Source organism: Dactylosporangium maewongense (assembly GCF_039531485.1).
Classification (GTDB): domain Bacteria; phylum Actinomycetota; class Actinomycetes; order Mycobacteriales; family Micromonosporaceae; genus Dactylosporangium; species Dactylosporangium maewongense.
In genome coordinates, this window is sequence record NZ_BAAAQD010000042.1 from 15,120 (window position 1) to 40,157 (window position 25,038).

At 71.0% G+C, this 25,038-nt stretch carries 21 protein-coding genes and 3 pseudogenes; 3 read left to right on the forward strand and 21 right to left on the reverse strand.

The annotated features are described in order from the left end of the window. Positions 1 to 8: 8 nt before the first annotated feature. On the reverse strand, positions 9 to 2,402 hold the full coding sequence (locus ABD332_RS54020) for a PQQ-dependent sugar dehydrogenase (protein WP_344513913.1): 2,394 nt from the start codon (positions 2,400 to 2,402) through the stop codon (positions 9 to 11). A 524-nt stretch (positions 2,403 to 2,926) separates the two neighbouring features. Here ABD332_RS54020 and ABD332_RS54025 point away from each other — a divergent pair. After that, positions 2,927 to 4,351, forward strand: a complete 1,425-nt coding sequence (locus ABD332_RS54025; RefSeq protein ID WP_344513915.1) for a dihydrolipoyl dehydrogenase family protein — start codon at positions 2,927 to 2,929, stop codon at positions 4,349 to 4,351. A 10-nt stretch (positions 4,352 to 4,361) separates the two neighbouring features. Here ABD332_RS54025 and ABD332_RS60345 read toward each other — a convergent pair. The 20 genes and pseudogenes from ABD332_RS60345 to ABD332_RS54120 all read right to left on the reverse strand — a co-directional run. Then, positions 4,362 to 4,580, reverse strand: a pseudogene (locus tag ABD332_RS60345) (IS982 family transposase); the annotation flags it as partial. A 276-nt stretch (positions 4,581 to 4,856) separates the two neighbouring features. Beyond that, positions 4,857 to 6,050, reverse strand: a complete 1,194-nt coding sequence (locus ABD332_RS54030; RefSeq protein ID WP_344513917.1) for a thiolase family protein — start codon at positions 6,048 to 6,050, stop codon at positions 4,857 to 4,859. Further along, entirely contained in the window at positions 6,047 to 6,967 is a 921-nt protein-coding gene (locus tag ABD332_RS54035) for an acyl-CoA dehydrogenase family protein (protein WP_344513919.1), read from the reverse strand. The genes ABD332_RS54030 and ABD332_RS54035 overlap by 4 nt, the downstream gene beginning before the upstream one ends. Beyond that, on the reverse strand, positions 6,957 to 8,474 hold the full coding sequence (locus ABD332_RS54040; protein ID WP_344513921.1) for a class I adenylate-forming enzyme family protein: 1,518 nt from the start codon (positions 8,472 to 8,474) through the stop codon (positions 6,957 to 6,959). Before ABD332_RS54040 ends, ABD332_RS54035 begins: the two co-directional genes overlap by 11 nt. Beyond that, positions 8,471 to 9,577: an acyl-CoA dehydrogenase family protein gene (locus ABD332_RS54045; RefSeq protein ID WP_344513923.1), complete on the reverse strand. Its 1,107-nt coding sequence runs from the start codon at positions 9,575 to 9,577 to the stop codon at positions 8,471 to 8,473. Before ABD332_RS54045 ends, ABD332_RS54040 begins: the two co-directional genes overlap by 4 nt. Beyond that, complete coding sequence (locus ABD332_RS54050; RefSeq protein WP_344513925.1) at positions 9,574 to 10,383, reverse strand: enoyl-CoA hydratase/isomerase family protein; 810 nt, start codon at positions 10,381 to 10,383, stop codon at positions 9,574 to 9,576. Before ABD332_RS54050 ends, ABD332_RS54045 begins: the two co-directional genes overlap by 4 nt. 6 nt (positions 10,384 to 10,389) lie before the next feature. After that, complete coding sequence (locus tag ABD332_RS54055) at positions 10,390 to 11,532, reverse strand: CaiB/BaiF CoA transferase family protein (protein ID WP_344513926.1); 1,143 nt, start codon at positions 11,530 to 11,532, stop codon at positions 10,390 to 10,392. Positions 11,533 to 11,558: 26 nt separating this feature from the next. Next, a complete protein-coding gene (locus ABD332_RS54060) occupies positions 11,559 to 12,698 on the reverse strand; it encodes an acyl-CoA dehydrogenase family protein (RefSeq protein WP_344513928.1) in 1,140 nt (379 codons plus the stop codon). Positions 12,699 to 12,708: 10 nt separating this feature from the next. Further along, a complete protein-coding gene (locus ABD332_RS54065) occupies positions 12,709 to 13,479 on the reverse strand; it encodes an SDR family NAD(P)-dependent oxidoreductase (RefSeq protein WP_344513930.1) in 771 nt (256 codons plus the stop codon). Next, the gene (locus ABD332_RS54070) at positions 13,476 to 14,327 is read right to left on the reverse strand and encodes an IclR family transcriptional regulator (protein ID WP_344514002.1); all 852 of its coding nucleotides are present in this window, start codon (positions 14,325 to 14,327) and stop codon (positions 13,476 to 13,478) included. Before ABD332_RS54070 ends, ABD332_RS54065 begins: the two co-directional genes overlap by 4 nt. Beyond that, the gene (locus ABD332_RS54075) at positions 14,324 to 15,550 is read right to left on the reverse strand and encodes an acyl-CoA dehydrogenase family protein (RefSeq protein ID WP_344513932.1); all 1,227 of its coding nucleotides are present in this window, start codon (positions 15,548 to 15,550) and stop codon (positions 14,324 to 14,326) included. Before ABD332_RS54075 ends, ABD332_RS54070 begins: the two co-directional genes overlap by 4 nt. After that, positions 15,547 to 16,752 (reverse strand): thiolase family protein, encoded by a 1,206-nt coding sequence (locus ABD332_RS54080; RefSeq protein ID WP_344514004.1) that lies wholly within the window; start codon positions 16,750 to 16,752, stop codon positions 15,547 to 15,549. The genes ABD332_RS54075 and ABD332_RS54080 overlap by 4 nt, the downstream gene beginning before the upstream one ends. After that, a pseudogene (locus tag ABD332_RS54085) lies at positions 16,744 to 17,505 on the reverse strand (NAD(P)-dependent oxidoreductase); the annotation flags it as partial. The pseudogene ABD332_RS54085 and the gene ABD332_RS54080, both read right to left, overlap by 9 nt. Positions 17,506 to 17,508: 3 nt before the next feature. Next, a complete protein-coding gene (locus ABD332_RS54090; RefSeq protein WP_344513934.1) occupies positions 17,509 to 18,225 on the reverse strand; it encodes an ABC transporter ATP-binding protein in 717 nt (238 codons plus the stop codon). Next, a complete protein-coding gene (locus ABD332_RS54095) occupies positions 18,222 to 19,001 on the reverse strand; it encodes an ABC transporter ATP-binding protein (RefSeq protein ID WP_344513936.1) in 780 nt (259 codons plus the stop codon). Before ABD332_RS54095 ends, ABD332_RS54090 begins: the two co-directional genes overlap by 4 nt. Next, a complete protein-coding gene (locus ABD332_RS54100) occupies positions 18,991 to 19,968 on the reverse strand; it encodes a branched-chain amino acid ABC transporter permease (protein ID WP_344513938.1) in 978 nt (325 codons plus the stop codon). The genes ABD332_RS54095 and ABD332_RS54100 overlap by 11 nt, the downstream gene beginning before the upstream one ends. Beyond that, positions 19,965 to 20,837 carry a branched-chain amino acid ABC transporter permease gene (locus ABD332_RS54105; protein ID WP_344513940.1) on the reverse strand — a complete coding sequence of 291 codons (873 nt, stop codon included), beginning with the start codon at positions 20,835 to 20,837 and terminating at the stop codon, positions 19,965 to 19,967. Before ABD332_RS54105 ends, ABD332_RS54100 begins: the two co-directional genes overlap by 4 nt. Before the next feature lie 7 nt (positions 20,838 to 20,844). Then, positions 20,845 to 21,261 carry a VOC family protein gene (locus ABD332_RS54110; protein ID WP_344513942.1) on the reverse strand — a complete coding sequence of 139 codons (417 nt, stop codon included), beginning with the start codon at positions 21,259 to 21,261 and terminating at the stop codon, positions 20,845 to 20,847. Positions 21,262 to 21,292: 31 nt separating this feature from the next. Then, positions 21,293 to 22,048 (reverse strand): SDR family NAD(P)-dependent oxidoreductase, encoded by a 756-nt coding sequence (locus ABD332_RS54115; RefSeq protein ID WP_344513944.1) that lies wholly within the window; start codon positions 22,046 to 22,048, stop codon positions 21,293 to 21,295. Continuing rightward, positions 22,045 to 23,262: an ABC transporter substrate-binding protein gene (locus tag ABD332_RS54120; protein ID WP_344513946.1), complete on the reverse strand. Its 1,218-nt coding sequence runs from the start codon at positions 23,260 to 23,262 to the stop codon at positions 22,045 to 22,047. The genes ABD332_RS54115 and ABD332_RS54120 overlap by 4 nt, the downstream gene beginning before the upstream one ends. 331 nt (positions 23,263 to 23,593) lie before the next feature. On the opposite strand from ABD332_RS54120, the gene ABD332_RS54125 reads away from it, so the two are divergent. Then, complete coding sequence (locus ABD332_RS54125) at positions 23,594 to 24,610, forward strand: LLM class F420-dependent oxidoreductase (protein ID WP_344513948.1); 1,017 nt, start codon at positions 23,594 to 23,596, stop codon at positions 24,608 to 24,610. 23 nt (positions 24,611 to 24,633) lie between these two features. Continuing rightward, a pseudogene (locus ABD332_RS54130) lies at positions 24,634 to 25,038 on the forward strand (FAS1-like dehydratase domain-containing protein); the annotation flags it as partial.

The following is a 25,038-nucleotide window of genomic DNA, read 5'->3' on the forward strand; positions in this document are numbered from 1 at the left end:
CGGGATGGCTAGGTGATCGTGATGCGGAAGATCTGGTCGGAACCGGCGGCGGCACCGCCGTTGTTGTCGCAGTTGGTCGTCGACAGCCACAGCTGGTCGGCGCCTGGCACCTTGACGACCGTGCGCAGCCGCCCGTACGTGCCGACGTAGTACGACGTCGGCGTGCCGGTGTTCTCGGCGTCGAGCAACGGGATGCGCCACAGCCGCTCGCCGCGCAGCGCCGCCATGTACACGACGTCGCGGACGATCGCGATCGCGCTCGGCGAGGCGGTGCTCACCGACCACTGCCGCTTCGGGTTCTCCATGCCCGAGACGCTGCAGGTGCCCTCACACGTCGGCCAGCCGTAGTTACGGCCCGCCTTGATGAGGTTGAGCTCGTCGAACTGGCTGTTGCCGAACTCGGCCTCCCACAGCCGGCCCTGGGAGTCCCAGGCGAGGCCCTGCGGGTTGCGGTGGCCGTAGCTGTACACGAGGGTGCCGAACGGGTTGCCGGGCGCCGCGGTGCCGTCGGTCTTCATCCGCAGGATCTTGCCGTTGAGCGAGCTCTTGTCCTGGGCGAGGTTGGGCGTCTGCGCCTCACCGGTGGTCGCGTACAGGTAGCCGTCGGGGCCGAACGCCAGGCGGCCGCCGTTGTGGTAGCGGTTCTTCATGATGCCGGTGACCAGCGACGTGTACGCCGTGAGCGTCGTGCCGTTGTAGGTCATCCGGGCGATGCGGTTGCCTTCCGCGGCGGTGTGCATGAAGTACACGAAATGGTTGGTGGTCCAGGCCGGGTCGACCGCGACGCCGAGCAGGCCGCCCTCGCCGTCGGTGGTGACCGTATTCGGCACGGTGCCGACCTGCGTCCGCGCCCCACCCAGGGTGACCTTGAAGACCTTGAACGAGTCGCGCTCGGTGGCGATGGCGGTCTGGCCGTCGGGCATCCAGGCGATGCCCCACGGGATCGTCCAGCCGGTGGAGACGGTGGTGATGCCGGACGGCACGCCACCGCTGCACGCGGTGGTGGTGATCGTCCGGGCGTTGCTCGGAGCGGAGACGTTGCCGGCCGCGTCCCGCGCGACGACCGTCAGCGTGTAGGTGGTGCTGCAGGCCAGCCCGGTGACTGTTGTCGAGGTCACGTTGCCGGCCGACTTGAGGACCGAGCCGCCGCCCATCACGTCGTATCCGGTCACGCCGACGTTGTCCGTCGACGCCGTCCATGACGTGTCGACGGTGCTGCCGGCGACATTCGCGGTGGCGAAGCCGGACGGCGCGGTCGGCGCCTGTGTGTCGGTGCTGGCGAGGGTCCGGCAGATCGCCTGGGCGCTGCTCGTCGACACGTTGCCCGCGGCGTCGCGGCCGAAGACCGACAGACGGTACTCGAAGTTGGGCTGCAGCCCGGTCAGGGCCTTCGCGGTGACGTTCCCGGCGGCCTCGCTGATCTTGTTGCCGTCGTGGTAGATGTCGTACGCGACGACGCCGACGTTGTCCGTCGAGGCACCCCACGACAGGTTGATGCTGTTCTCGGTGATGGTGCCGCAGACGGGCTGTCCGGGCGCGGTCGGCGGCGCGGTGTCGCCGGGGACGCCGGTGCTGAGCCGGTCGACGTTGGGTCCGCCGCTGGCGGTCGTCGCGATGGCCCGGATGCGATTGGTACCGGCGGAGAGGCCGACCGTGAGCGTCACCGTCTGCCAGGTGTCCCAGTTGCCGGTGCTGGGGAACGACAGGGCACTGCGCACAAGGGTGCCGTTGACCGTCACGTCCATCGGCCGGTCGACGCTGGCGCCGTTAGCGACACCGTTGGCGTACCGGATGGCGACGCTGACGTTGCCGGCGGTGGCGGCCGGGATCGACCACTCGACGTAGCTGCCGATGACGTTGTCGTAGTTCACGAAGCCGGTGCCGGTGAACCCGGTGTGGTTCGCCTCGACCGCGCCCTGCGAGACGGTCGCGTTCTCCGCCTGGTAGTCCGAGGCCGGCGGCGCGACGTCGACGTCGATCCGGTCGACGTTGGGCCCGCCGTTCGCGGTCGTCGCGACGGCGCGGATCCGGTTCGTGCCGGCGTTCACCGCGGCGGTGATCGTCTTGGTCTGCCACGTGTCCCAGTTGCCGGTGCCCGGGAACGACAGCAAGGCGGTGACCACCGTGCCGTTGACGCTGATGTCCATCGGCCGGTCGGTGGTGGTGCCGTTGGCGAACCGCAGCCCGATCGACGCGGTGCCCGCCGTGGCGGCGTTGACGGTCCATTCGACGGCGCTGCCGGTCGCGTTGTCGTAGTTGACGAACCCGGTCCCGGTGAAGCCGGTGTGGTTCGATTCCACGGCGCCGCCGGAGATCGTGGCGCTCTCGGCCTCATACCGGATCGCGGCGGCCTGCGCGGGTTTCGCCAGCGGGAGGATCGCGGCCACCACTGCTGCCGCCATCAGGAAGGTGATCCAGCGTCTTGCCTTTCGTGGTCCTCCGGAACTCATCGAGCCTCCAAGCCTGAGAAGCCTGAATTGTTAGGCAAGTTGCCTGACAGTTGCTAGAGATGGGACCACCGCATCGACGGAGCTGTCAAGCGTTTACGAGCATCAATCTCACGCGTCGGCAGGCCGGAACGGGCGGTGTTGTCCTCGCTGGTCCGGGCGCTGCCACTGGAGCTGTGGAAGCACGCGCACGCACGCTCTACCGCTGGGACACCCGACCGACGACCCGCCGACTCAAGCAACACCTATTGCCGGCCACTCTAAGGAGTGAGACGTGTCGGTGATCACGCTCCTGTCCGCCCGAATCACGGGGTGAAGATCTCGGGGCAGTTGCTCTGCTGCCCGCCGCGCAGACGCCAGGCGTGCAGGGCTGGGCATCTGATCTGCGGTGAAGCCATCGCGGCTCGAGATACCACGGGTTCGAGTCAGCCTGCTGGGGAAGTCACACAGGGCATGACCTCGAGCATCGGAGGGGCGCCATGGCGAACAAGAATGACGTTTTCGACGTGATCGTGATCGGTGCGGGACCGGTCGGGATAACCGTCGCCGCGCGCGCTGTACGGGGTGGCCTGACCGCGGCCGTGGTCGAGGAGCGCCTGGCCGGCGGCGAGTGCGAGTACTACGCGTGTGTTCCGAGCAAGGCGCTGCTGTGGCCGATGGAATTGGCGGCCGAGGTGAACCGGATGCCGGGACTGCAGCTGCGCGGCCCGATCGACGCCGCCGCGGTGCTGGCCCGCCGCGACGAGACGGTGTCGCACCGCGACGACGGCCACGAGGTGAACTTGATCGAGAAGTTCCCGGCGACGTTCGTGCGAGGCTATGGACGGCTGGCCGGGCCGCTGCGCGCCGAGGTCATGACGCCGGAGGGTGGCACGCGGGCGCTGCGTGCCCGGCACGCCGTCGTCGTCGCCACCGGCAGCGCCCCCGCCGTCCCCGACGTGCCCGGGCTGCGGGAGGCCCGCCCATGGACCAACCGGGAAGCGACCAGCGTCCAGCAGGTACCCAAGCGGCTGGTCGTGATAGGCGCCGGGCCGGTGGCCTGCGAGATGGCCCAGGCGCTGCACTCCCTCGGCGCCGAGGAGACGACCGTGCTCGTGCGCGGCGACCGGCTGCTCACCCGGGCCGAGCCCTTCGCCGGCGACCTGGTAGCGCAGTCGTTCCGGGAATCGGGCATCGACGTGCGCTTCGGCCGCTCGGCCACCCGTGTGGAGCGGCCGGTCGCGGGCGGTCCGGTGACCGTGCACACCGACGACGGCGGGCAGGTCGATGCTGACGAGCTCCTCGTCGGCACCGGCCGCCGCTTCTCGACAAACGACATCGGCCTGGACACGGTCGGCCTGCGCCCCGACGGCCCGATCCGGGTGGACGCGAGCATGCGGGCCACCGCCGTCGCGGACGGCTGGCTGTACGCCGTCGGCGACGTCAACGGCCGCAACCTGCTCACCCACATGGGCAAGTACCAGGCCCGCGTCTGCGGCGACGTCATCGCAGCCCGCGCCACCGGCCGGCCCGAGGACGCGCCAGGGCTGCGCGACACCGCCGACGACCGGGGCGCGCCCCAGGTCGTGTTCACCGAGCCGCAGGTGTGCATGGTCGGGCGCACCGAGTCCCAGGCCCGCGCCGACGGCTTCAACGTCCGCACCGTGGAGTACGACATCGGCGAGGTCGCCGGCGCCATCGTCCGCGGCATCGGCTACACCGGCCGGGCGAAGCTGGTCGTCGACGAAGACCGCCGGGTCCTGCTCGGCGCCACCTTCGTCGCCTCCGACATGGCAGACATGCTGCACTCGGCCACCATCGCGGTGAACGCTGAGGTTCCCCTCGACCAACTGTGGCACGCCGTGCCGCCGTTCCCGACCGTCAGCGAAATCTGGCTGCGCCTGCTGGAGCAGTACGGCCTGTGACGCTTGCGGTTCAGTGGTCGTAGGCGGTCAGGGATCGCATGATCGGCTGGCCGGTGTGCCAGTTGTGCCAGATCGCGGCGGTCATGGCCAGGATGCGTTGCAGTACCCCGACGGCGGCGCCGGCTGGGGTTCGTCCGCCGTGGCGTTCGAGGTCGAGTTGGCCTTTGAGGGTTTGGTTGACGGACTCGATGTTCTGCCGGACCGCGCGCAGCAGTGGCCGTCCGGGCGTGGCGGGTCGGTGCGTTATGCGGGTCGGACGACATCGATGTTGTTGTCGTTGAGCCAGGTTTCGGTGGTCCGGTCTCGTTAGCCCTTGTCCACGACCAAGATCACTCCGTCGGGGTGGTGGAACATGTTCGGCTGCAACGAGATCAGGTGGAGAGCTGGGCCGGCCAGCTTCGCCGCCACGGCGGGGAGTTCATCTTCGGTGACCCGGCCAGCTGGGACACCCCGGACGTGACCACCACAGGTCAGCTGCGGTAGGAGCTGGTGGCCTCAGCGCGCATCACCGGACGGTGACGATGACCGCCTCGGCTTCGCCGACGCCGCCGCAGATGGTGACCAGGCCCCGCCCGCCACCCCGGCGGCGCAGCTCATTGATGACTGTCATTACCAGTCGGCCGCCCGTCGCGCCGGTGGGATGGCCGATCGCGACGGCGCCGCCGTTGACGTTCGTCCGTTCGCGCAGCCGCTGCGCCTTGTCCCGGTCGCCGTCCGCCAGTACGAGCGTCGTCACCAGGGGTACGGCGGCGAAAGCCTCGTTGACCTCGATCAGGTCGATGTCCGCGAGCGTCAGGTCGGCCCGGGCCAGTGCCCGCTGGGCCGCCCGCGCGGGCATCGACGCCAGGCGTTGCGGGTCGCCGGAGACCTGCGTGCAGGCGCCGACGGTGGCCAGGCCGGTGGTGCCGCGCCGCGCCGCCTCCTCCTCGCTGGCCAGCACCAGGGCCACCGCGCCGGTGCTCATGTTGGGCGCGTTGCCCGCCGTCACCGTGGCACTGCCGTAGACCGTCGGCAGCGCGGCCAGCTGCTGTGCCGTGGTGGCGGGCCGCGGTACCTCGTCGGCGGCCAACCGGACGGCGCGGCCGTTGCGGTCCGGCACGTCCACGGGCACGATCTCGTCGTCGAAGCAGCCGCGGGCCAGCGCGTCGGCGTAGCGTTGCTGGCTGCGCAGCGCCCAGTCGTCCTGTGCGGCGCGGTCCACGCCGTACTCGGTGGCCTCGGCGCCGGCCTGTACGGCCCTGGGTACCCCCGTGTGCGGGCAGGAGACGACGAGTTGGTCGGTGAGCACGATGTCGCCGATCCGGTTGCCGAAGCGGGCCTCGTGCACGAAGTACGGCACCCGGCTCAGGTTCTCCACGGCACCGGCGACGCTCAGCGCGGTGTCGTTCAGCCGCAGTCCCCGGCTGGCCAGCGTGATCGCCGCGAGCGACGAGCAGCAGGCCCGGTCGACGGTGTACGCGACCTTCTCCTCGGGGATGCCGGCACGCAGCAGCACCTGCCGGGCCACCGACCGCTCGGAGCCGGGGAAGTTCACCCCGAACGCCAACTCGTCGACGTCCGCGCCGGTCAGCCCGGCGCGCTGCAGCACGGCGCCCACCGGGATCGCCCCGAGCTCGGGCAAGGGCAGGTCACGCAGGGCGCCGCCGAAGCGGCCGAACGGGGTGCGACCCGTGGCGAGGACGACGACGTCGCCGGTCATGGGGACTTCCTTTCGAAGACGTCGGCGGTCCACGCCGACCTGCGGTACGGGGCCAGCGCCTGGGTGCGCAGTTGGGCGATGCGCCGCCCGTACCAGGCCACGCCACCCTCTTCGGTGAACGCCATCGCGCCGTACGTCTGGAAGGTGTGGTAGGTGGCGGTACGCGCCGCGCGGGCGGCGGACAGGACGGCGGCACGGGCGGCCCGCGCGGCGTCCGGCGCGCCGTCCGCCAGCCGGGTCGCGGCACGGCTGGTCAAGGCATGCGCGGCCGCCAGGCCGACGTCGGCCTCGGCGAGGGGGAACGCCACGCCCTGGAAGTCGCCCAGCGGCCGACGGAACTGGTGGCGGGTGGCCACGTACCCGGCGGCGTCCCGAACCAGCCGGGTGCCGGCTCCGACGAGTTGCGCGGCGAGCGCCAGGTCACCGAGGGCGAGCGCGCCGCACTCGTCGGAGATACGGCGGCGGGGCGCCAGCGGCATCTCGGCCCACCCGTCACCGGTGAGCATCCGTACCGGCACCGCCTCACCGGCCGGCTCACATTCCCAGAGGCCGTCGTCGGTGAGCGCGAAGAACGCGGTGGCGCGGTGTCCCCAGGGCAACGGACCGCCGGTACCCACGGTGGCGATGCCGTTCGCCGGTGGTCCGCCGGCGGCGCGGGTCGCCAGGACGGTTTCCCAGAGCGGGCCGGGGCAACCGAGCCCGCCCAGCTCCTCCATGACGGCGGCGATCTCGCGGGCCACCTCGGTGCCCTCGGCCGCAAGGCCAAGGAACCCGATGTCGGCGAGGTCCTGCCAGGTCTGCTCGGGAAACCCGTCGCCCGGCAGGTGGCGCCAACCTTCCTCGTGGCGCCGGCACAGCGCACGCACTGCCTCCGCGAACTCCCGCGGCTGCTGGCCGTAGTCCACCTCAAGCGTCACGGGTGACCTCCCGCAGGGCACGTTTGTCCACCTTCATCGCCGGGGTCACCGGCAGCTCGTCAAGCACGTGGAACCGGCGGGGCACCTTGTACCCGGCCAGTGCGGCCCGGCAGTGTTCGCGCAGCGCGTCGGGATCCACGCCGCCGCCGGGATGCGGTACGACGGCGGCCTCCACCCGTTCGCCCCACAGCGGGTCGTCCGCGCCGAACACCGCCACTTGGTGGACCTGCGGGTGCTGGGCGATCACGTTCTCGACCTCGATCGGGAAGACGTTCTCGCCACCCGAGATGATCATGTCTTTGGCCCGGCCGGCCAGGTGGAGGAAGCCGTCCGCGTCGAGCCAGCCGAGGTCGCCGGAGCGGATCGCGCCGTCGACCACAGTGGTGCGGGTCTGTTCCGGTCGCGCCCAGTACCCGGACATCTGCCACGGCGTGCGGACCACGACCTCCCCGACGCTGCCCCGTGGCACGTCGTGGCCGGTGTCGTCGACGATGCGGATCGACGCGCCCGGCACCGGCCGCCCCACCCCCCGGTCGTCGCCGTCCTCGTGTTCCCAGGAGCGCACCCGGGCCGCCGCGCCGAACTCGGTGGCGCCGTACCCGGTGATCAGGTGGGCCCGGGGGAACGCGGTGCGCAGCCGGCCAGGGAAGTCGGGTGCGCTGGAGGTGGAGCCGAACAGCACCCGGCGGATCGGGGCGCCGTGTTCCGCGCCGAAGCCGGGATGGTCCAGCAGCCGCAGCAGTGCGGTGGGTGCGCCGAACAGCCGGGTGGGCCGGCCGGTGGCGAGCGCGTCGAGGACGGTGGCCTCGTCGAAGCGCGGTAGCAGCCAGGCGGTGCCGCCCGCGTACAGGGTCGCGAACACGACCGTGGCGATCGCGATGTGGAAGAACGGGGAGAAGTACAGCTCCACGTCGGTGCGCCGGATCTCCATCTGCGCCTGGCAGGACGCGGCGTACTGATACAGCGCCGAATGGGTCCAGGTGGCGCCCTTCGGCTCGCCGGTGGTGCCGCCGGTACCGATGATCATCGCGGCCGCCTCGTCCCGGAACGAGGACGACGAGGAGGCGGGCGTCGCGACGGTCAGCGCCATCCGGTCGGTCAACGGCCCGGGAGCCCCGGCCGAGGGCAGCGTGGCCAAGCCGCAGCCCAGCTTGGCCGCCAGCTCGGCCGCCGGCTCGGCATGGGACTCGGCGGCCAGCAGCTGGGCCGGGCAGAGCGGGGCCAGGAAGGCGTATGCCTCGAGCGGGGCGAGCCGGGTGTTCAGCGGCACCGCGACCGCCCCGGCGGCGATGATCCCGAACAGCGCGGCCAGATGCGGGGCGCCGGGTGCCAGCGCGGTGACCACCCGGTCGCCCGGGGCGACGCCGAGCGCGCGCAGCGCGGCGGCGTGTTCCTCGATCGCGGTCCACAGTTCCGCGTAGGTGTACTCGCCGGCCGGGTCGATCAGCGCCGGCGCGTCCGGTGCGTGCCGCGCGTGGTCGGCCAGCACATCCAGGTACAGGGTCATCGACGTCCTCCCAGCCCGAGCGCCTCGCGGGCCAGCACGCCCAGCATGATTTCCGAGGTGCCTCCGGCGATGGTCTCCATGAAGGTTTCGTGCCACAGGAAGCTCGGTGTGCCGGTGCTGGCGGCCCCGGCATCGCCGACGTCGAACGGCAGCCGCGCAATGCGTTGCAGGGTCCTGCTGCCCAGCAGCTTCGCCCGCGCAGCCTGCGCGGCACCGTCATGGCCGGCCTCCAGGGCCGCGAGGGTACTCATGGCGGCCGCCTCCACCTCGGCCACGTCCAGCGCAACGTCGGCGATGTCGGCGCGGACCCGGGCATCGGCCGACCAGCCGCGCTCGACCGACCAGCGCAGCAGATCCTCGTAGTCGCGGCGGACCCGGCCGGGCAGCACCATCAGGTGCCGCTCGACGGCCAGTGCGGCCCGGATCAGCCGCCACGCCTCGCCTTCGGCACCGATCCGGTTCTCCTGCGGCACGTACACGCCGTCGAGGCTCACCTCGTTGAGCCGGTGCCCGTCGATGGTGTGGATAGGCCGGATCTGCACCCCGGGTGCCGTGAGGTCGAGCATCAGCAGCGTGTGACCGTCGTCCGGGGTACGGCACAGCAGCCACAGGTAGTCGGAGTTGTGCGCGTCGGAGGTCCACCGCTTCTCGCCGGTGACCCGGTATCCGTCGCCGTCGCGTACCGCCCGGGTGCGCACCCCGGCCAGGTCGGAGCCGGCTTCCGGCTCCGAGTATCCCAACGCGAAGCTGATCTCGCCCAGGCCGATACCGGGCAGGAAGCGGGCCCGTTGCTCGTCCGTGCCGTGCCCGATGATGGTCTTCGCTATGATCCCGGCGGCCAGGTCCGGGCGTACTGCGCGGGCGTAGGCCAGCTCATCCCAGACGATGAACTCGGTCGAGGGCGGCGCGGCCTGCCCGTCCCACTCACGCGGCCAGGCCAGCCGTAGCCAGCCGCGCCGGCCGAGTTCGCGGTACAGCTCGCGGCTGGCACCGCCGCGGCCATGGAAGTACTGCATCGGGTCGCGGCTGTGCACGTGTTCGGCCAGGAACGCCCGCACCTCGTCGCGCAGTCGCTCCTGCTCGGCGGTGAAGGTCCATCTCATGCCGGTGCCTCGACGTTCCATTGTGGAGGACGTCGCTGTACGAAGGCACGCGCACCCTCCAGGAAGTCGGGGTGGGTCCACTGTCGGCGGGCCAGTTCCCAGCCGTACTCCAGGGCCTCCTGGTGCGGCCGTTCGGCGGCCCCCCAGATCGCCTGCTTCGAGCGCGACACCGCACTCGGGGAGTTGGCTGCGATGGCCACGGCCAGGCCCCAAGCGGTGTCCATCAGTTGAGCCGCCGGCACCAACTCGTCGACCAGGCCCAGCTGGTACGCGCGTGCCGCGTCGAGCCGGAAACCCTTGCCCGTCAACGTCATCCGCAGCACGGTGCCCAGCGGCAACCGGCGGGCCAGGCCGATGTTCTCCACCGCACCGACCTGCCCGACGCTGACATGGGTGTCCATGAATTGGGCGTGGTCGGCGGCCACGACGACGTCCGCGTCCGCGACGAAGTGCAGCCCGCCCCCGGCGACCAGCCCGTTCACGGCGCAGATGACTGGCTTCCACACCTGGTTCTGCAACGGTGACCAGACGATGTCCTCGGCCACCGTGCCCTGGCCGGACGTGGTCGTGCCGGTGTCTGCCACCTCGCGGACATCGGCGCCGGTGCAGAAGTGCCGGTCCCCGGTGCCGGTGACGATGACCACCCGTACCGACGGATCGTCGCGCACCTTCGCCCACAGCTCGCGCAGCCTGGGCCGCATCCGCCGGGACAGTGCGTTGCCCACGTCCGGCCGGTTGAGCCGGATGGTGGCGATGCCGTCACGCTCGTCGTACTCGATGCCCTCGTTCGTCAAGTCGTTCGTCATGCCGGCCTATCCCACGATCCGGTCGGCACGCAGCCGTTCGATGTCCACTGTGGACATCCCGAGCCCGCCGAGCAGTTCGTCGGTGTGCCGGCTGTACCCGACCGGCGGGCCCGGCGGCACCGGTGCGGTCCGGGAGAACCGCGGCGCGGGCGCCGGCTGGGGCGCACCCGCGACCGGGACCAGGGTGCGCCGGGCGGCCAGGTGCGGGTGCGTGGCGGCCTCGGCCATCGACAGCACCGGCGTGACGCAGGCGTCGGTACCGTCGAAGGCCGCCGTCCACTCGTCCCGGGTGCGGGTGGCGAAGATCCGGGCGAACGCGGCGGCCTGCGCCGGCCAGCGCTCCCGGTCGTGCTGCGGAAAGTCATCGGCGGCCAACTCGAGCCCGGACAGCAGCTGGGCGTAGAACTGCGGCTCGATCGCGCCGACCGCCATGAAGCCGCCGTCGCTGGTGCGGTACGTGCGGTAGAACGGCGCACCGCCGTCGAGCACGTTGCTCTCCCGCCGGTCCGACCAGGTGCCGGCGGCCAGCATCCCGTGGAACATCGCGGTCAGCGAGACCACCCCGTCCACCATCGCCGCGTCGATGACCTGCCCGGCCCCGGAGCGCTCCCGTTCCCGCAGTGCGCATGCGATCCCGAAGGCCAGGTACAGCGCTCCCCCGCCGAAGTCGCCGACCAGGTTCAACGGCACCGGCGGTGGCAGCTCGGCCGGCCCCATCGGATACAGCGCGCCGGCGATCCCGATGTAGTTGATGTCGTGCCCGGCGCGCTGGGCCAGCGGCCCGTCCTGCCCCCAACCGGTCATCCGTGCGTAGATCAGCCCCGGATTGCGCTCCAGGCAGGGTTGCGGGCCGGCACCCAGCCGCTCCATCACGCCGGGCCGCATCCCCTCCATCAACACGTCGGCGCCCTCCACGAGGCGCAGCAACAGGTCCACGCCCTCGGACCGCTTGAGGTCCAGTGCCACGGTGCGCCGGTGCCGGTGCCGCGGATCCGTCCCGGCGCTCGCTCCCGCGCCCGGTGCGGGGGCGCCCACCCGGTCGACCCGGATCACCTCGGCACCCATGTCAGCCAGCAGCATCCCGGCGAACGGCACCGGGCCGAGCGCCGCCACCTCGATGACCCGTACCCCGTGCAGCGGCCCGGACATGACGTCTCCCTCTTCGTGTGCTGTGTTCATCGCAGTGCTGACACCCCGAGCAGGTGCTTGCCCAGGTGCAGGATCTGGATCTGGCTGGTGCCCTCGGGGATGGTCGCCTCCCGCGCGTCGCGGAAGTAGCGCTCCACCGGGGACTCCTCCATCAGCCCGGCCCCGCCGTGCACCTGCAACGCCAGCGTGGCCGCCTGACCGGCAGCCTCGCCGCAGTAGTACTTGGCCATCGAGCACTCGTACCGGCCCGGCAGCCCGGCGTCGAGCGTGCGGGCTGCCTGATAGCCCAGCAGCCGGGCCGTCTCGGTGAGTGTGGCGACCTGCACCACCATCTCCTGCACCAGTTGGAATCCGGCGATCGGACGGCCGAACTGTTCCCGGGTACGGGCGAAGCTCACACAGGACTCCAGGCATGCCTGGGCCAGCCCGACCGCACCCATGGCCATGTTCAACCGGCCCAGGTTGACGCCGGCCATCGCCAGGGCCAGCCCACGGCCCAACTCGCCGAGCACGTTCGCCGCCGGTACCCGGGTCTGGTCGAAGACCAGTTCGCAGCTGGTCGTGGCCCGCAGCGGCATGTGCGGGATGTCGTAGGCCTGGTACTGCGACTCCGCCCGGTCGACCAGGAACGCGCTGACCTCGCCGGTGTCCGGCACGCGGGCCAGCACGACCCCGAAGTCGCCGGCCAAGGCGTTGGTGATGTACAGCTTCCGCCCGTTGATGACGTAGTCATCCCCGTCACGCCGGGCTGTCGTGCGCAGCGCCCCGGCGTCGGAACCCGCGTCGGGTTCGGTGAGCGCGAACCAGCCGAACCGTTGCCCGGCCAGCAGCGGCCGCAGGAATCGCTCCTTCTGCTCCGGCGTGCCGGCCGTGCTCAGTACCCGGGCCAGCATGCTCTGCACGTTGAGCGTGGTGCGCAGCGAACCCCAGCAGCGGCCCGCCTCCTGCATCAGCAGCGCCAGCACCATGTGGCTGGCACCGTCGCCGCCGTCTGCTTCCGGTACCACGCCGCGCACGTACCCGAACTCGTACAGCTCGACCAGCCGATGCCAGGGGAAGGTGCGTGCCCGTTCGTGCTCAGTCACGATCGGCGCGATCTTCGCGTCGAGGTACGAGCGCACGCTGTCGCGCAGCAGCCGCTCGTCCTCGTTCAGCAGGACGTCCATTGCCGCCGCCTCAGCTGAACCGGCCGCCGGTGACGTGCAGCACGTCCCCGGTGACGAACGAGGCGGCCGGCGAGGCGAGGTACAGCGCGGCGGCGGAGATGTCTTCGGGGGTGCCGAGGCGGCGGATCGAGTTGGCGCGCTGCGCCCGTTCCGCGATGGCGTCGAACTTCGGGTGCCGGCGGACGGTCTCGGTGGCGATCAGGCCGGGGGCGATCGCGTTGACCGTGATGTTGTACCGGCCGAGTTCCTTGGCCAGGGTACGGGTCAGGCCGACGATGCCGGCCTTGGCCGCGGCGTAGTTCGCCTGCCCCGGGTTGCCCAGGTAGGCGCGGGAGCTGATGTTGATGATCCGTCCATAGCTGCGCTCGATCATGCCCGGCGCCACGGCACGGCTGCACGCGAAGGTGCCGTACAGGCACACGTTGAGCACCTGGTGCCAGTCGTCGTCGCTCATGGACACCAACGGCCGGTCCACCGGGAAGCCGGCGTTGTTGACCAGGATGTCGATGCGGCCGTGGCGGTCGTTCACCTCGGCGGCCATCGCGTCGATGCTCTGCCGGGACGTCACGTCGAGCACGTGCGGATGTGCGTCGATGCCATCCGCGGCGAACTGCTCGGCACCCCGGGCGGCGGGTTCGGCGGCGATGTCGGCGACAATGACGGTGGCGCCGGCCAGCCCGAGCTCCCGGCCGATGGCCAGGCCCAGTCCGCCCGCTCCACCCGTGACCACGGCCACCTGACCGCGGAGCGACTGTGTTGAAACCGAGGCCGTAGCCGTCATGTGCGGTACTCCCTGTCCTTCAGAGGTTGGTGGCCGGCCCAGGACTCGTCCTGACCGACGAGTTCGGTGCGACCGGCGAGCATCTTCGTGATCCGCTCGCAGCATTCGCGCAGCAGTCGCCCGTACAGCGCGGATCGTTGTTCGTCCATCTCATTGGTGAAACCCACGGCGGCGGCGACCAGCAGGATCCGCCCGTCCGGCCCGAAGACCGGCGCGGCGACTGTGCTGACGCCCAGCGCGTAACCCTCGTGGTCGACCGCGAAACCCTGCTCGCGCACGCGTTCCAGATCTCGCAGGAAGATCTCCTTACGAGTGACGCTCTTGCTGGTGAACAGTTGCAGCCCGGTGGCCAGCGCGGCGTTGACTTGCGACGGCTGGTCGTAGGCGAGGAAGACCCGGCCGAACGAGCCGCCCTGGATCGGCACCGGCGTGCCGACCTGCAGGGTGATGCGAACCCGGTGCGGGCGTTCCAGCTTGTCGACCAAGATGATCTCGGTCAGGCTGATCCGCCGGTACAGCACGATCGTGACGTTCATCTGTTCCAGCAGTTCGGCCAGGCTGCGCTTGGCGATGCTGACGTCGTTCATCTGGTTGGCCGCGGCGGCACCGAGCTCGACCAGGGCCGGGCCGAGCTGGTAGCGCTGCCCGGCGTCGTCGTACTGCACGAGGTTCTCGGCCAACAGGGTGCGCAGGATGTAGTAGGTGGTGCTCTTGTTCATCCCGGTGGCTTCCACCGTCTGCGCCAGCGACATCGAGTCCCGCGCGGCGAGCAGCCTCAGCACCCGTACGGCCCGTTCGATGGCGGGGACTCGGTACTCCTCGGACATGGCACCTTCACCTCGAGTCATCCGCTCACCTCGCCATTGGCCAGACGCCGTGAGATGAGCCGCTTGAGTATCTCCGACGAGCCGTCCGCGATCCGTACCGTTCGCATGCTCTGCCACGCCTTCGCAAGCCCCACCTCGGTCGTGATGCCCATCCCGCCGAGCGTCTGCATAGCCTGGTCGATGACATCGGTGGCCATCTCGGTGGCGAACAGCTTGGCCATCGCCACCTCGGTCAGGGCGGGCCGCCCGGCGTCGACCAGTCCGGCGGCGTGCAGCCCCATCAGGTGCGCCGCGTGAATCCGGGTGGCGGCATCCGCCAGCGGGAACGAGATGCCCTGGTTGTCGAACAGCCGGGTACCGAATGTCTCCCGCCCGGTGGCGAACTCGACCGCGAGGCCCAGCGCCCAGCGTGCCAACCCGACGCCCTTCGCCGTGTTGTACAGCCGGCCGGTGGCGATGCCGTCCAACCCGAGCGACAGCCCGCCGCCCGGCTCGCCGAACAGCTGCCAGTCCTCGACGCGCACGTCGTCCATCGACAGGATGGCATGCTCGCCGCCCATCTGGCCGTACAGGCCGATGACACTGTCCACCCGGAATCCCGGCGCGTCGGTCGGCACCAGGAAGGCCGAGATGCCGCCCGCCCGGGCCCGTACCCTCTCGGGGTCGGTGACCGCGAAGACGATGGCCAGGTCGGCATGCGGCCCATTGGAGATCCACTGCTTGACGCCGGTGAGCCGCCAGCCGCCCGCCTCGGGTACCGCCCGGGTCGACATCTGCCATACGTCCGAGCCGGCGCCCGGCTCGGACATCGCGAAGCACATGGTCTGCTCGCCGGACAGGAGGGGCCCGAGGAACGTGTCGCGCAGCCGTTGCCCGGCGCGGGCGAACACCACGCTCGGTCCGGTCGCCCAGTGCGCCACCACCTCGCTGCCCAGCCAGCCGGCGCTGCCGCAGAGCCGGTTGATGAGCTCCCACGCCGCGTACATGGTGACCGCGCCCTGCCCACCGCCGCCGAGCTCCTCGGGAACGCACATCGTGTAGTACCCGGCGCGGGACGAGGCCATCCGGACGGCGCGGCGGTGCTCCTCGACCGCGGCGACGTGCCGGCCGTCCGGCCCGTACCGCTGGCGCGGGTCGGACAGCAGTGCATGGGCGTCGCCGTGGCGGGCGAGCACCTCGGCTTCGAGGAAGTCGCGCAGCCCGTCCAGAATCTCCCGGGTCTGCTCCGGCAGCAGTTCGCTCATGCCTCACCCATCCGTTCGTAGAGCGTCGCGGTGGCCATCCCGTATCCGGTGCACATGACCTGCAATCCGTAGCGACCGCCCCGGCGGCGCAGCTCGTACAGCAGGGTGGTGGCCAGCCGGACGCCTGAGCACCCGGTCGGGTGGCCCAGCGCGATGGCACCGCCGTTGACGTTGAGCCGGTCGGGATCGGCGCCTGTCTCCCGCAGCCAGGCCAGCGGGACGCTGGCAAACGCCTCGTTGACCTCATACAGGTCGATGTCGGCGAGGGTGAGTCCGGTGCGCGCCAGGATGCGCTGGGTCACCGGGATGACGCCGTGCAGCATCAGGTCGGGTTCCACGCCGACCACCTCGGTGTCCACGATCCGGGCCAGCGGCACCAGGCCGTGCCGTTGCGCCTCAGCGCGATCGCAGACCAGCACGGCCGCCGCGCCGTCGGTGAGCTGGCTGGAGTTGCCGGCGTGGTGCACGCCGCCCGCGCCGAAGGCGGGCTCCAGCGCGGCCAGGGTCGCCAGCGAGGTGTCCGGCCGGATGCCCGCGTCGCGCTCGATGAGCCAGCCCGCGTCGGACAGCTCGCCGGCGAGCAGCACAGCGGTGAGGTCGGCAGGTACCGGCACGCACTCGTCGTCGAACCGGCCGTCCCGCCAGGCGGCCTCGGCGTTGCGGTGGCTGGCCAAGGCGAAGGCGTCCAGCTCGGCACGGTCCAGGCGCCAACGCGCGGCGATCCGGTCCGCCGCCACGCCCTGGTCCACCAGCGCGTACCGGCCCGTGACCGAGTCAGGTGGCGGGACGCCCGCCGCATCGGCGCCCAGCGGCACCCGGGACATCGACTCGACACCGGCGGCGATCACCATCCGCTGCTGACCGCTCAGCACCGCGTGCGCCGCGAAGTGCAGCGCCTGCTGGCTGGATCCACACATCCGGTTGACCGTCACGCCGGGGACCGTGACCGGCAGGCCGGCGGCCAGCGCGGCCACCCGGGCGATGTTGCGGCCCTGCTCACCGACCGCATTGACGCATCCGGCAATCACGTCGTCCACAGCGTCCGGTGCGATGCCGGCCCGCTGGACGAGCCGGAGCAGGGTGTAGGCCAGCAGTTCGTCCGGGCGCACCGTGCTCAGCGCACCCCGGCGGCGGCCCAGCGGGGTCCGCAGTGCCGCCACCACCACCGCCTCCCGCGGGGTGCCGGCGGCGAGCCTCGTCAGCGGGATGTCCGCGCCGTCGCCGGCCAGCGCGACGGCGGCGCGCAGGTCCTTGGCGACCATGCCGGGCGGCAGTACCTCGCGGATCTGGCGGCGGTAGTAGGCGAAGTTGCCGGTCAACCAGGACCGCGCGGTGCCGGAGTCCAGCACCTCCAGCAGCTCCGCCTCGCCGACGCCCGCGTCGCCGCCCAGGGCCAGGGCCTCTTCCAGCACCTGGAACCCGACGTGCAGCGCGAGGTTGTTGGCCAGCTTGGCGGCCAGTCCAGCGCCGACCGGCCCGACGTGGTGGATCCGGCTGCCCAGGGCGTCCAGGACCGGACGGACGCGGGCCAACTCGTCCGGGTCGCCGCCGACCATCAGGGTGAGTTCGCCGCGTCGTGCCACGCTGTCGCCGCCGGCGACCGCCACGTCCAGCAGCGCCACCCCGGCCGCGCCCGCCTGGGCCGCGACGTCCCGCACGGTGCCCGGCGAGATGGTGCTGTGCACCAGGATGGTGCTGCCGGGGCGCATCCCGGCCAGCAGCCCGGTCACCACGTCGCGGACCTGGCTGTCGTCGTACACGGCGACGCCCACCACGGTGGCGGCGGCGCCCAGCTCGGCCAGCGAGGCCGCGACCCGGGCACCGGGCACCCCGGCGGCGGCCGACGGGTTCACGTCGTACACGACCACCGGGAACGCAGCCGCGAGCGTGCCTGCCATCGGCCGGCCGATGTTGCCCAGCCCCACGAAACCGATCACCGCAGTGCCATCGATCACGGCTCAGCCCTCCACGACGGCGCCCATGGCGGCCTGGTAGGCGGCGTCCAGTTCGGCGACGTCATCGTGTTCGGCGACGACCCGGCCGCGCATCAGCACGACGCCACCGTCGGCGACCTGGCCGAGCACGCCGATGGTCGGCGAGGCCAGCAGCACGGCGGTGCCCGACCGGGCCAGATCCCGCACGGTGCGCAGCAGATCCTCCACGATCAGCGGCGCCAGCCCGGTGGCCATCTCGTCGAGCAGCAGCACGCTGGGGTCGGTCATCAACGCCCGGGCCACCACCATCATCTGCTGCTCACCGCCGGAGAGCACGCCGGCCGGCCGGTTGGCGCGGGTCCGCAGGATCGGAAAGCGGTCCAGTGCCTGCTCCACCCGCGCCGGGTCCAGTCGCAGCAGTTCGGCGCTGACCATCAGGTTCTCCCGGACGCTCATCCGCGCGAAGAGCTGCCGGCCCTGCGGTACCAGGGCGAGCCCGGCCCGGGCCCGGTTCCGGGTGGGCAGCGCGGAGACGTCCCGGCCGCCGAGGAACACCTGCCCGCCCGCCGGCACGGAGCCGTACATGGCCAGGGCCAGACTGCTCTTGCCGGCGCCGTTGGGGCCGACCACCAGGGTCACCCGCCCCGCCGGCACCCGCAGCTCGGTGCCGGCGAGGTTCAGCGCGCTGGCCCGTCCGTACCGGACGGTCAGGCCGGAGGCCCGCAGTCCCGTCTCGCTCATCGATCCACCTGCCCGGTGCCGAAGTAGACTGCCTGCATCTCGGCGCTGGCGAGGCAGTCGCGGGGTGCGCCGTCGAAGACGACCGTGCCGCCGGCCATCAGCACCATCCGGTCGGCCATCGAGGCCACGATGTCGACGTTGTGGTCGACCAGCAGCACGGCCGTGCCCCCGGCGGCCACCGTGCGGATGGATTCGGACAGGCCGGCTATGCCGTCGGCGGCCAGTCCGGCGAACGGCTCGTCGAGCAGCGCGATGCGCGGGTGCTGCAGCAGCGCACGGGCCACCTCCAGCAGCCGCAGCTCGCCGAGGGTCAGGTCGGCGGCCAGCCGGTCGATGCGGTGCAGCCCGAGACGGGCGGCTACGTGGCCGGCCTCCTCGCGCAGCGCCCGGCCGCCTGGGGCGATCACGCCTCGCACCGCCGTGCCCAGCAGTGCAAGGCCGGAGGACATGCCCCGGGCGAGGCCGCCGACGATGATGTTGTCGCGGGCGGTGAGCGCTCCGGCGACCAGCGGGTACTGATAGGTGCGGGCCAGCCCGGCGCGACGGGCGCGGCGGGACGGCGGGCCGGCCAGAGGTACCCCGCCGGCGAGGACCTGGCCGCTGTCGGGCCGCTGCTCGCCGCCGATCAGGTCGACGATCGTGCTCTTGCCCGCGCCGTTGGGACCGACCAGCCCGACGATCTCGCCGGCGCCGACCGCGAACGAGGCGCCGGTGACCGCCTTGACCCCGCCGTACGACTTGGTCAGCTCATGACAGGAAAGGATTTCAGCGTTCATCGCGTCCGCCTCGGTTGACAGCGCCGACGAGCCGACCGGTCAGGTCCCGGGCCACGCCGATCAGGCCCTCCGGGGCGAAGATGAGCACGGCCACCACGGCGACGGCGAACAGGAGCGTCCCGGAACCCTGGAAGAAGTTGAGGTTGAAGGTGAGCTGCGTGACCAGCAGCGCGCCGATGACCACTCCCCACGGGCTGGAACGCCCGCCCAGGAACGGGATGAACACCGCGAGGAACGCCACCGACAGCGGGATCGACTCCGGCAGGATCGACAGGTTCGCGGTGGTGAACACGGCACCGGCCAGCGAGCCGATCGCGGCGCCGATGCTCAGCGAGATGAGCGTCAGCGCGGTCACCGGCACCCCGGCCGCCTCGACGGCGACCGCGGCCTGCCCCTTGGCCCGCAGCGCGACGCCGAACGGCGAGCGACGCAACCGGGACAGCAGCAACGTGATCACCCACATCAGTACCAGCGCGACGATCACGATCTCGTCCCGGCCGAGCTGCGCGCCGAAGACACTGATCGACCGGGTGAGGATCACGCCCTCGGCGCCGCCGGTGACGTCGTGTGCGTCGATGAGCCATGCCTGGAACGCCTCACCGAACAGCAGTGTCACGGCGGCCAGGTAGAAGCCGTTGAGCCGGCGGGTGGCCAGGCCCAGCACCACGGAGATGAGCACAGCGGCGACGATGCCCAGTGGTAGCGACACCAGCAGCGGCCAGCCGGTCCGGGTGGCGACCAGGCCCATCGCGTAGCCGCCGATCGCCGCGTAGGCGTTGTAGGCGATGGACAGCGAATCGCCCATGATGAAGTGGCTGTACAGGCCGAGCCCGATCAGCCCGTACGTGACGGTGAGCACGGCGAGGTCCTGCCGGTATCCGTCGGTGCCGACCCAGGTGATGGCGAGGATCAGCAGCGCGCCGGTGATGACCGGTTCGGCGAGGGGCCGCAGGCGGGTGGCGCTCATACCCGTACCCGTTTCATGAAGATGCCCTGGGGGCGGAAGGCGAAGAAGAGCACGGCGGCGGCCAGGGTCGCGTACTGCAGGGCGGCCGCGCCGAAGTAGAAGATCGCGGCCGACTGGATGGTGGCCAGGATCAGCCCGCCGGCCAGCGGCCCCCACACCGACGAGGTGCCGCCGATCACCAGTGCCAGGAACGCGAAGAGGGTGTAGTCCATCGAGCTGTCGAAGATGATCCCGGAACGTGCCGCGAAGACGCTGCCCGCGAGGCCGGCCAGCACCCCGGCGAGGGTGAACGAGGCGATGCGTACCGCCCGCACCGGCAGCCCGAGGACGATGGCGGCCGGCGTGTTCTCGCCGATCGCGCGCAGACTTCGACCCATCCGGGTGCGGTAGATGAACAGCAGCAGCAACCCGAACGCCAGCGCGGTCAGCCCGACCTCCAGGGCGGCCTGGGAAGTCACCGTGGCGCTGCCCAGCCGCACCGAGCCGTCCCCGACCAGTTGTGGCCCGGGCAGCGCGGCACGGCCGAACAGCACCCCGGCGAGCTGTTCCAGGGCGAACAGCGTGGCCACCAGCGCGATCACCATCGGCAGCTCCTCGTTGGCGCCCGGCTTCCACATCGGACGCACCACGAGCACCTCGGTCAGCAGCGCCAGTGCGACCGCGCCGATCACCCCGATGACGACCCCGGCGGCGGCGGGCAGACCCCGCACGCTGGTGAAGTACGCCGAGGCGAGCCCGGCGAACACCGCGTATCCGCCGATCGCGAAGTTGAAGAATCCGGAACTCTCCCGTACCACGAACATCGCCGCGGCCAGCAGACCGAAGAAGCATCCTGTCTCGATGATCGAGACGATGACCTGAAGGGGCATCGTTGTCTCAGGGGTGCTTCTGGTTGATCTCGACGACGTTCATCGACGGGTCGTAGCAGTAGACCTGCCGGTACCCCTTGAGCGCCCACGTGCCGGTGTCGTTGTAGGGCATGCCCAGCTCGTCGAGCCGCCGCATCGCGCCGTCGATGTCATCCACCTCGATGGCGATGTGCCCGTTGATGACCGGGTGCAGCCGCAGCTGGTTGTCCCACGGCAGCGACGGAGTCGGCTTGCAGATGTGGATCTGCCGTTGGTTGTGGTCCTCGAACAGGGCGACGAAGTCGTTGCCCGTCTCCAGGGTGCCCCGTCCGTCGGCGACGAAGGGGAACGTCTTCTCCTGCATGCCGAACACCTTCGAGTAGAAGGCGGCCATCGCTCGGACGTCCGAGGCGGGCAGGTTGACGTGATGCAGGCTCCACGACATGGAACTCACTCCTTGGGTGTAGTGATGCGAGTCAGACCCGAAGCGGGTGACCGCCACCGACGATCAGGGTCTCGCCGGTGATGAAGGCGCTGTCCGCGCCGCAGAAGAACCGCATGGCGCCCACGAGGTCGGCCATCCGGCCCTGGCGCTGGATGAGCTGCTTGTTGGCGATGAAGTCACGAAGCAACGCTTCGGGCAGGTCGGCCATGGCCGACTCGGAGTCCATCGGCCCAGGGGCCAGGCAGTTCACCCGGATCCCGTCTGGCGCGAACTCCTTCGCCAGCGCGCCGGTCAGGCCACGCACGGCGAGCTTGGTGATGCCGTACACGTCGGTGGCTGCGAACCCGGACACCGAGGAGATGTTGAGTACCGCACCCGCGCCGCTGCGGCGCAGGTGCGGCCGGCAGGCCCGGGCGCAGTTGACGATGCCCAGCACGTTCACGTCGAGGATCTCCCGCCAGCCGGCGGTCGAGATCTCGGTGACCGGCCGGCTCCAGGCCATCAGGTGCTTGCCGGCGTTGTTGATCAGGATGTCAAGACCGCCGAAGTGTGCCGCGGCCTCGTCGACGGCGCGTTGCACCGACGCCTCGTCGGCGGTGTCGCAGGCGACCCCGAGCGCCACGGCGGCCCCGAGATCGGCGGCGGCCTGTTCCGCCGCCGCCCCGTCGATGTCTGCCAGGACCACCCGGGTACCGTCGGCGACGAGCGCCTGCGCGAACACCCGCCCGATGCCCCGGGCACCGCCCGTGATGAACGCGGTGCGCGATTGACCTGTCGTGCCCGTCATGAGCACTGCGGCTGGTAGTCGGCCCAGTTGTCGCCGGGCTGGTTCTGCTCGGTGAAGCGGCGCAGCACGATGCCGCACAGCCCGTCGCTGCCGACGTGCTTGCTGGACGTGAAACTCATCGTGAAGCCCTGCCGTCCCCAGCTCGCCGGGAACTTGCTGATCTGCTCGAGCCCGTCTCGCACCTGCGCCGGGCTGCTGTCCACGCCGGCCTTCTCGATCGCCTGCTTGAGCAGGTACACGGTGTCGTAGCCCTGCGCGGCGAACGCGGTGAGCCCGAGGTACTTCTCCCCCAGCTTGGCCTTGAGCTTGCCGCCCAGCTCGGTCGAGCGGGTGTTGTCGGCGGAGATGGCGCTGGCGTAGACGAGCTGCCGCAACGCGCCGGGCTTGGCCAGCTTCCAGGTCTCCGGCTGGTTACCGATCGACGCCAGGGAGATCCGCGGCGCGTCGGGCATGATCTGATGCGCGGTGTTGTGGAACAGCACCTCCAGCTGCCCTCCCAGTGAGGACACGAACAGCGCGTCGGGCTTGGCGGCGGCGATGCGGCTCAGTTGCGGCGCCACGTCGGTGCTGTTGAGCGGCGCCTTCTCGTTGGCGACGATGGTGATGCCGGACTGCTCGAAGATGGGCAGCAGCCCCTTGTTGAGGCCGGCCATGGTGGGCGAGTCGTCGGTGATGACCGCCAGCTTCGTGACGCCGATCTTCTTGAACGCCGCCGCGTAGACGGTGCCGATGTCGGTGATCGGGTTGGCCAGGATGAACGAGAACGTGTTGTTCGGCGGTTCTGCGATGGCGGTGGCGATGTTCGTCGCCGAGATGGCCACGATCTTCTCCTGCTCGACGACCGGCTTGACCTGCTGGGCCGACGCCGACGACGAGTTCATGATGATGACGCGGGCACCGTCGCTGACGAGCTTGCGAAGCACGGCCGGCGTCTGGCTCGGCTGGCTGCCGTCGCTCTGACGGATCAGCTTGAGCGATCGCCCGCCGACGCCGCCCGCCTTGTTGATCTCGTCGATGGCCAGCGAGATCCCCGTGCTCGCCTCGGCCGATGTGGCCGCGGTTCCGCCCGAGGTGTCCTCGACCATGCCGATGACGATGTCTTTTCCGGACGACGAGCCGGAGTCCTTGCCGTCGCCGCAGCCGGTGGCTAATGCGGCGAGCGTGAGTGAGGTGGCCACGATGCTCAGGCATCGTGCCGCGCGGGTACGGGACATGGTCGCTCCCTGCGGGGTGGGCAATGCGGCCGGAAGCCCTGGCTGGGGAAGTGCGCGCAGGGCTGCTTGGTATGGATGCGACGAGCCGGAGGCTCCGGCTCTCGGCGTCCCGAAGAGCGGTCGGGAAGCGCCGACGGTCTGTCAGTAGAACGACGTTCAACGGGTTGGTGTCGAACATCATGGAATGGATCATCCCGGGGTGTCAACCCTTAACGCCGCTTTTGCAGCAGAGATGAGCGCTGGTCCGAACCTTGACGCTCATCCTTGGCGTCTCTAATGTTCTCGCAATCAAGACAATGATCGTTCTATATACAGAACAGAGTCGGACTTCATGAAACTCGGACTCAGCCTTGGACACTCCGCCGGCCTGCGTGACCTCGCCGCTGTGGCCCGCCGCGCCGACGCGGCCGGCCTGGACTCCCTGTGGGTCTCGGAGGCGTACGGCTCCGACGCGGTCAGCGTGCTGGCCTACCTGGCGGCGGTGACCAGTCGGATCGGCCTGGGCACGGCGGTGCTGCAGATGCCGGCGCGCACCCCGGCCGCCACCGCGATGACCGCGCTCACCCTCGACCAGCTCAGCGAGGGCCGGCTGCTGCTCGGCCTCGGCATCTCCGGCCCACAGGTGGTGGAGGGCTGGCACGGCGTCGCGTTCGACTCCCCGCTGGCCCGCACTCGCGAGTACGTCGACATCGTGCGCGCGGTGGTGGCCCGGCGGGACCCGTTGACCTACCCGGGCGTCCACTACCCGCTGCCGTATCCGCGGGCCGACCGGGAACGACCACGCCCGTTGAAGGCCACACTGCACCCGATCCGCCCGCGGATACCGGTCCTGTTGGCGGCCAACGGCCCACGCAACGTGGCGCTGGCCGGACAGCTCGCCGAGGGCTGGCTGCCCGCCTTCTACTGCCCCGACCGGCCCGAGGTGTACCGCGAGCTGCTCGCCCCCGGGCTGGCCCGCCGCACCGCGGACCTGGGCCCGCTGCGGGTCGTGGCCACGGTGCACATGGCGCCCGGAGCCGACCTCACGGCCTGCTACGACGCGCTGCGCCCGGTGTTCGCCCTGTACCTGGGCGGCATGGGCACACGCGGCCGCAACTTCTACGCCGACCTGGCATCCCGGCTGGGCTACGAAGCTGCCACCCAGCAGATCCAGAACCTGTACCTGGACGGGCACCGCACCGAGGCGGCCGCCGCGGTACCGGACGCGCTCATCGACCAGCTCGCCCTCGTGGGACCCCGGGAACGGATCCGGGACCGGCTGGCGGCCTGGGCGGATGCCGGGGTCGACGTGCTGACCCTCAAGACCACCGACGTCGACCTGGCCGCGTGGCTGGCCACCGCGCTCTAGCAGACCCCGATCAGGAGAAGAACATGCCGCTCAACGAGGCGTTCATTGGCAAGGTGTTCGCACCCACCGCGCCGTACCAGGTCAGTCGGGAGAAGATTCGGGAGTTCGGCCTGGCCACCGCAGCCACCCCCGGTCAGAACGGCCAGCCAGTGGTCCTCTCCACGTTTCCCATCGTGCTGAGCCTGCCCGCCACCCGGCACGTGCTGTCCGACCCGGCACTCGGGCTGGACTACAGCCGGGTCGTGCACGGGCGCCAGCGATTCCGGCACACGAGGGACATCCGGGCCGGCGACGAACTGACCGTGACCGTCCACATCGAACAGATTCAGTCCGGCGGGGTGCACCAGATCGTCACCACGCGCAGCGAGATCGCCACCACGGCCGGGGAGCCGGTCAGCACCGCATTCTCGACGCTGGTCGAACGGGGT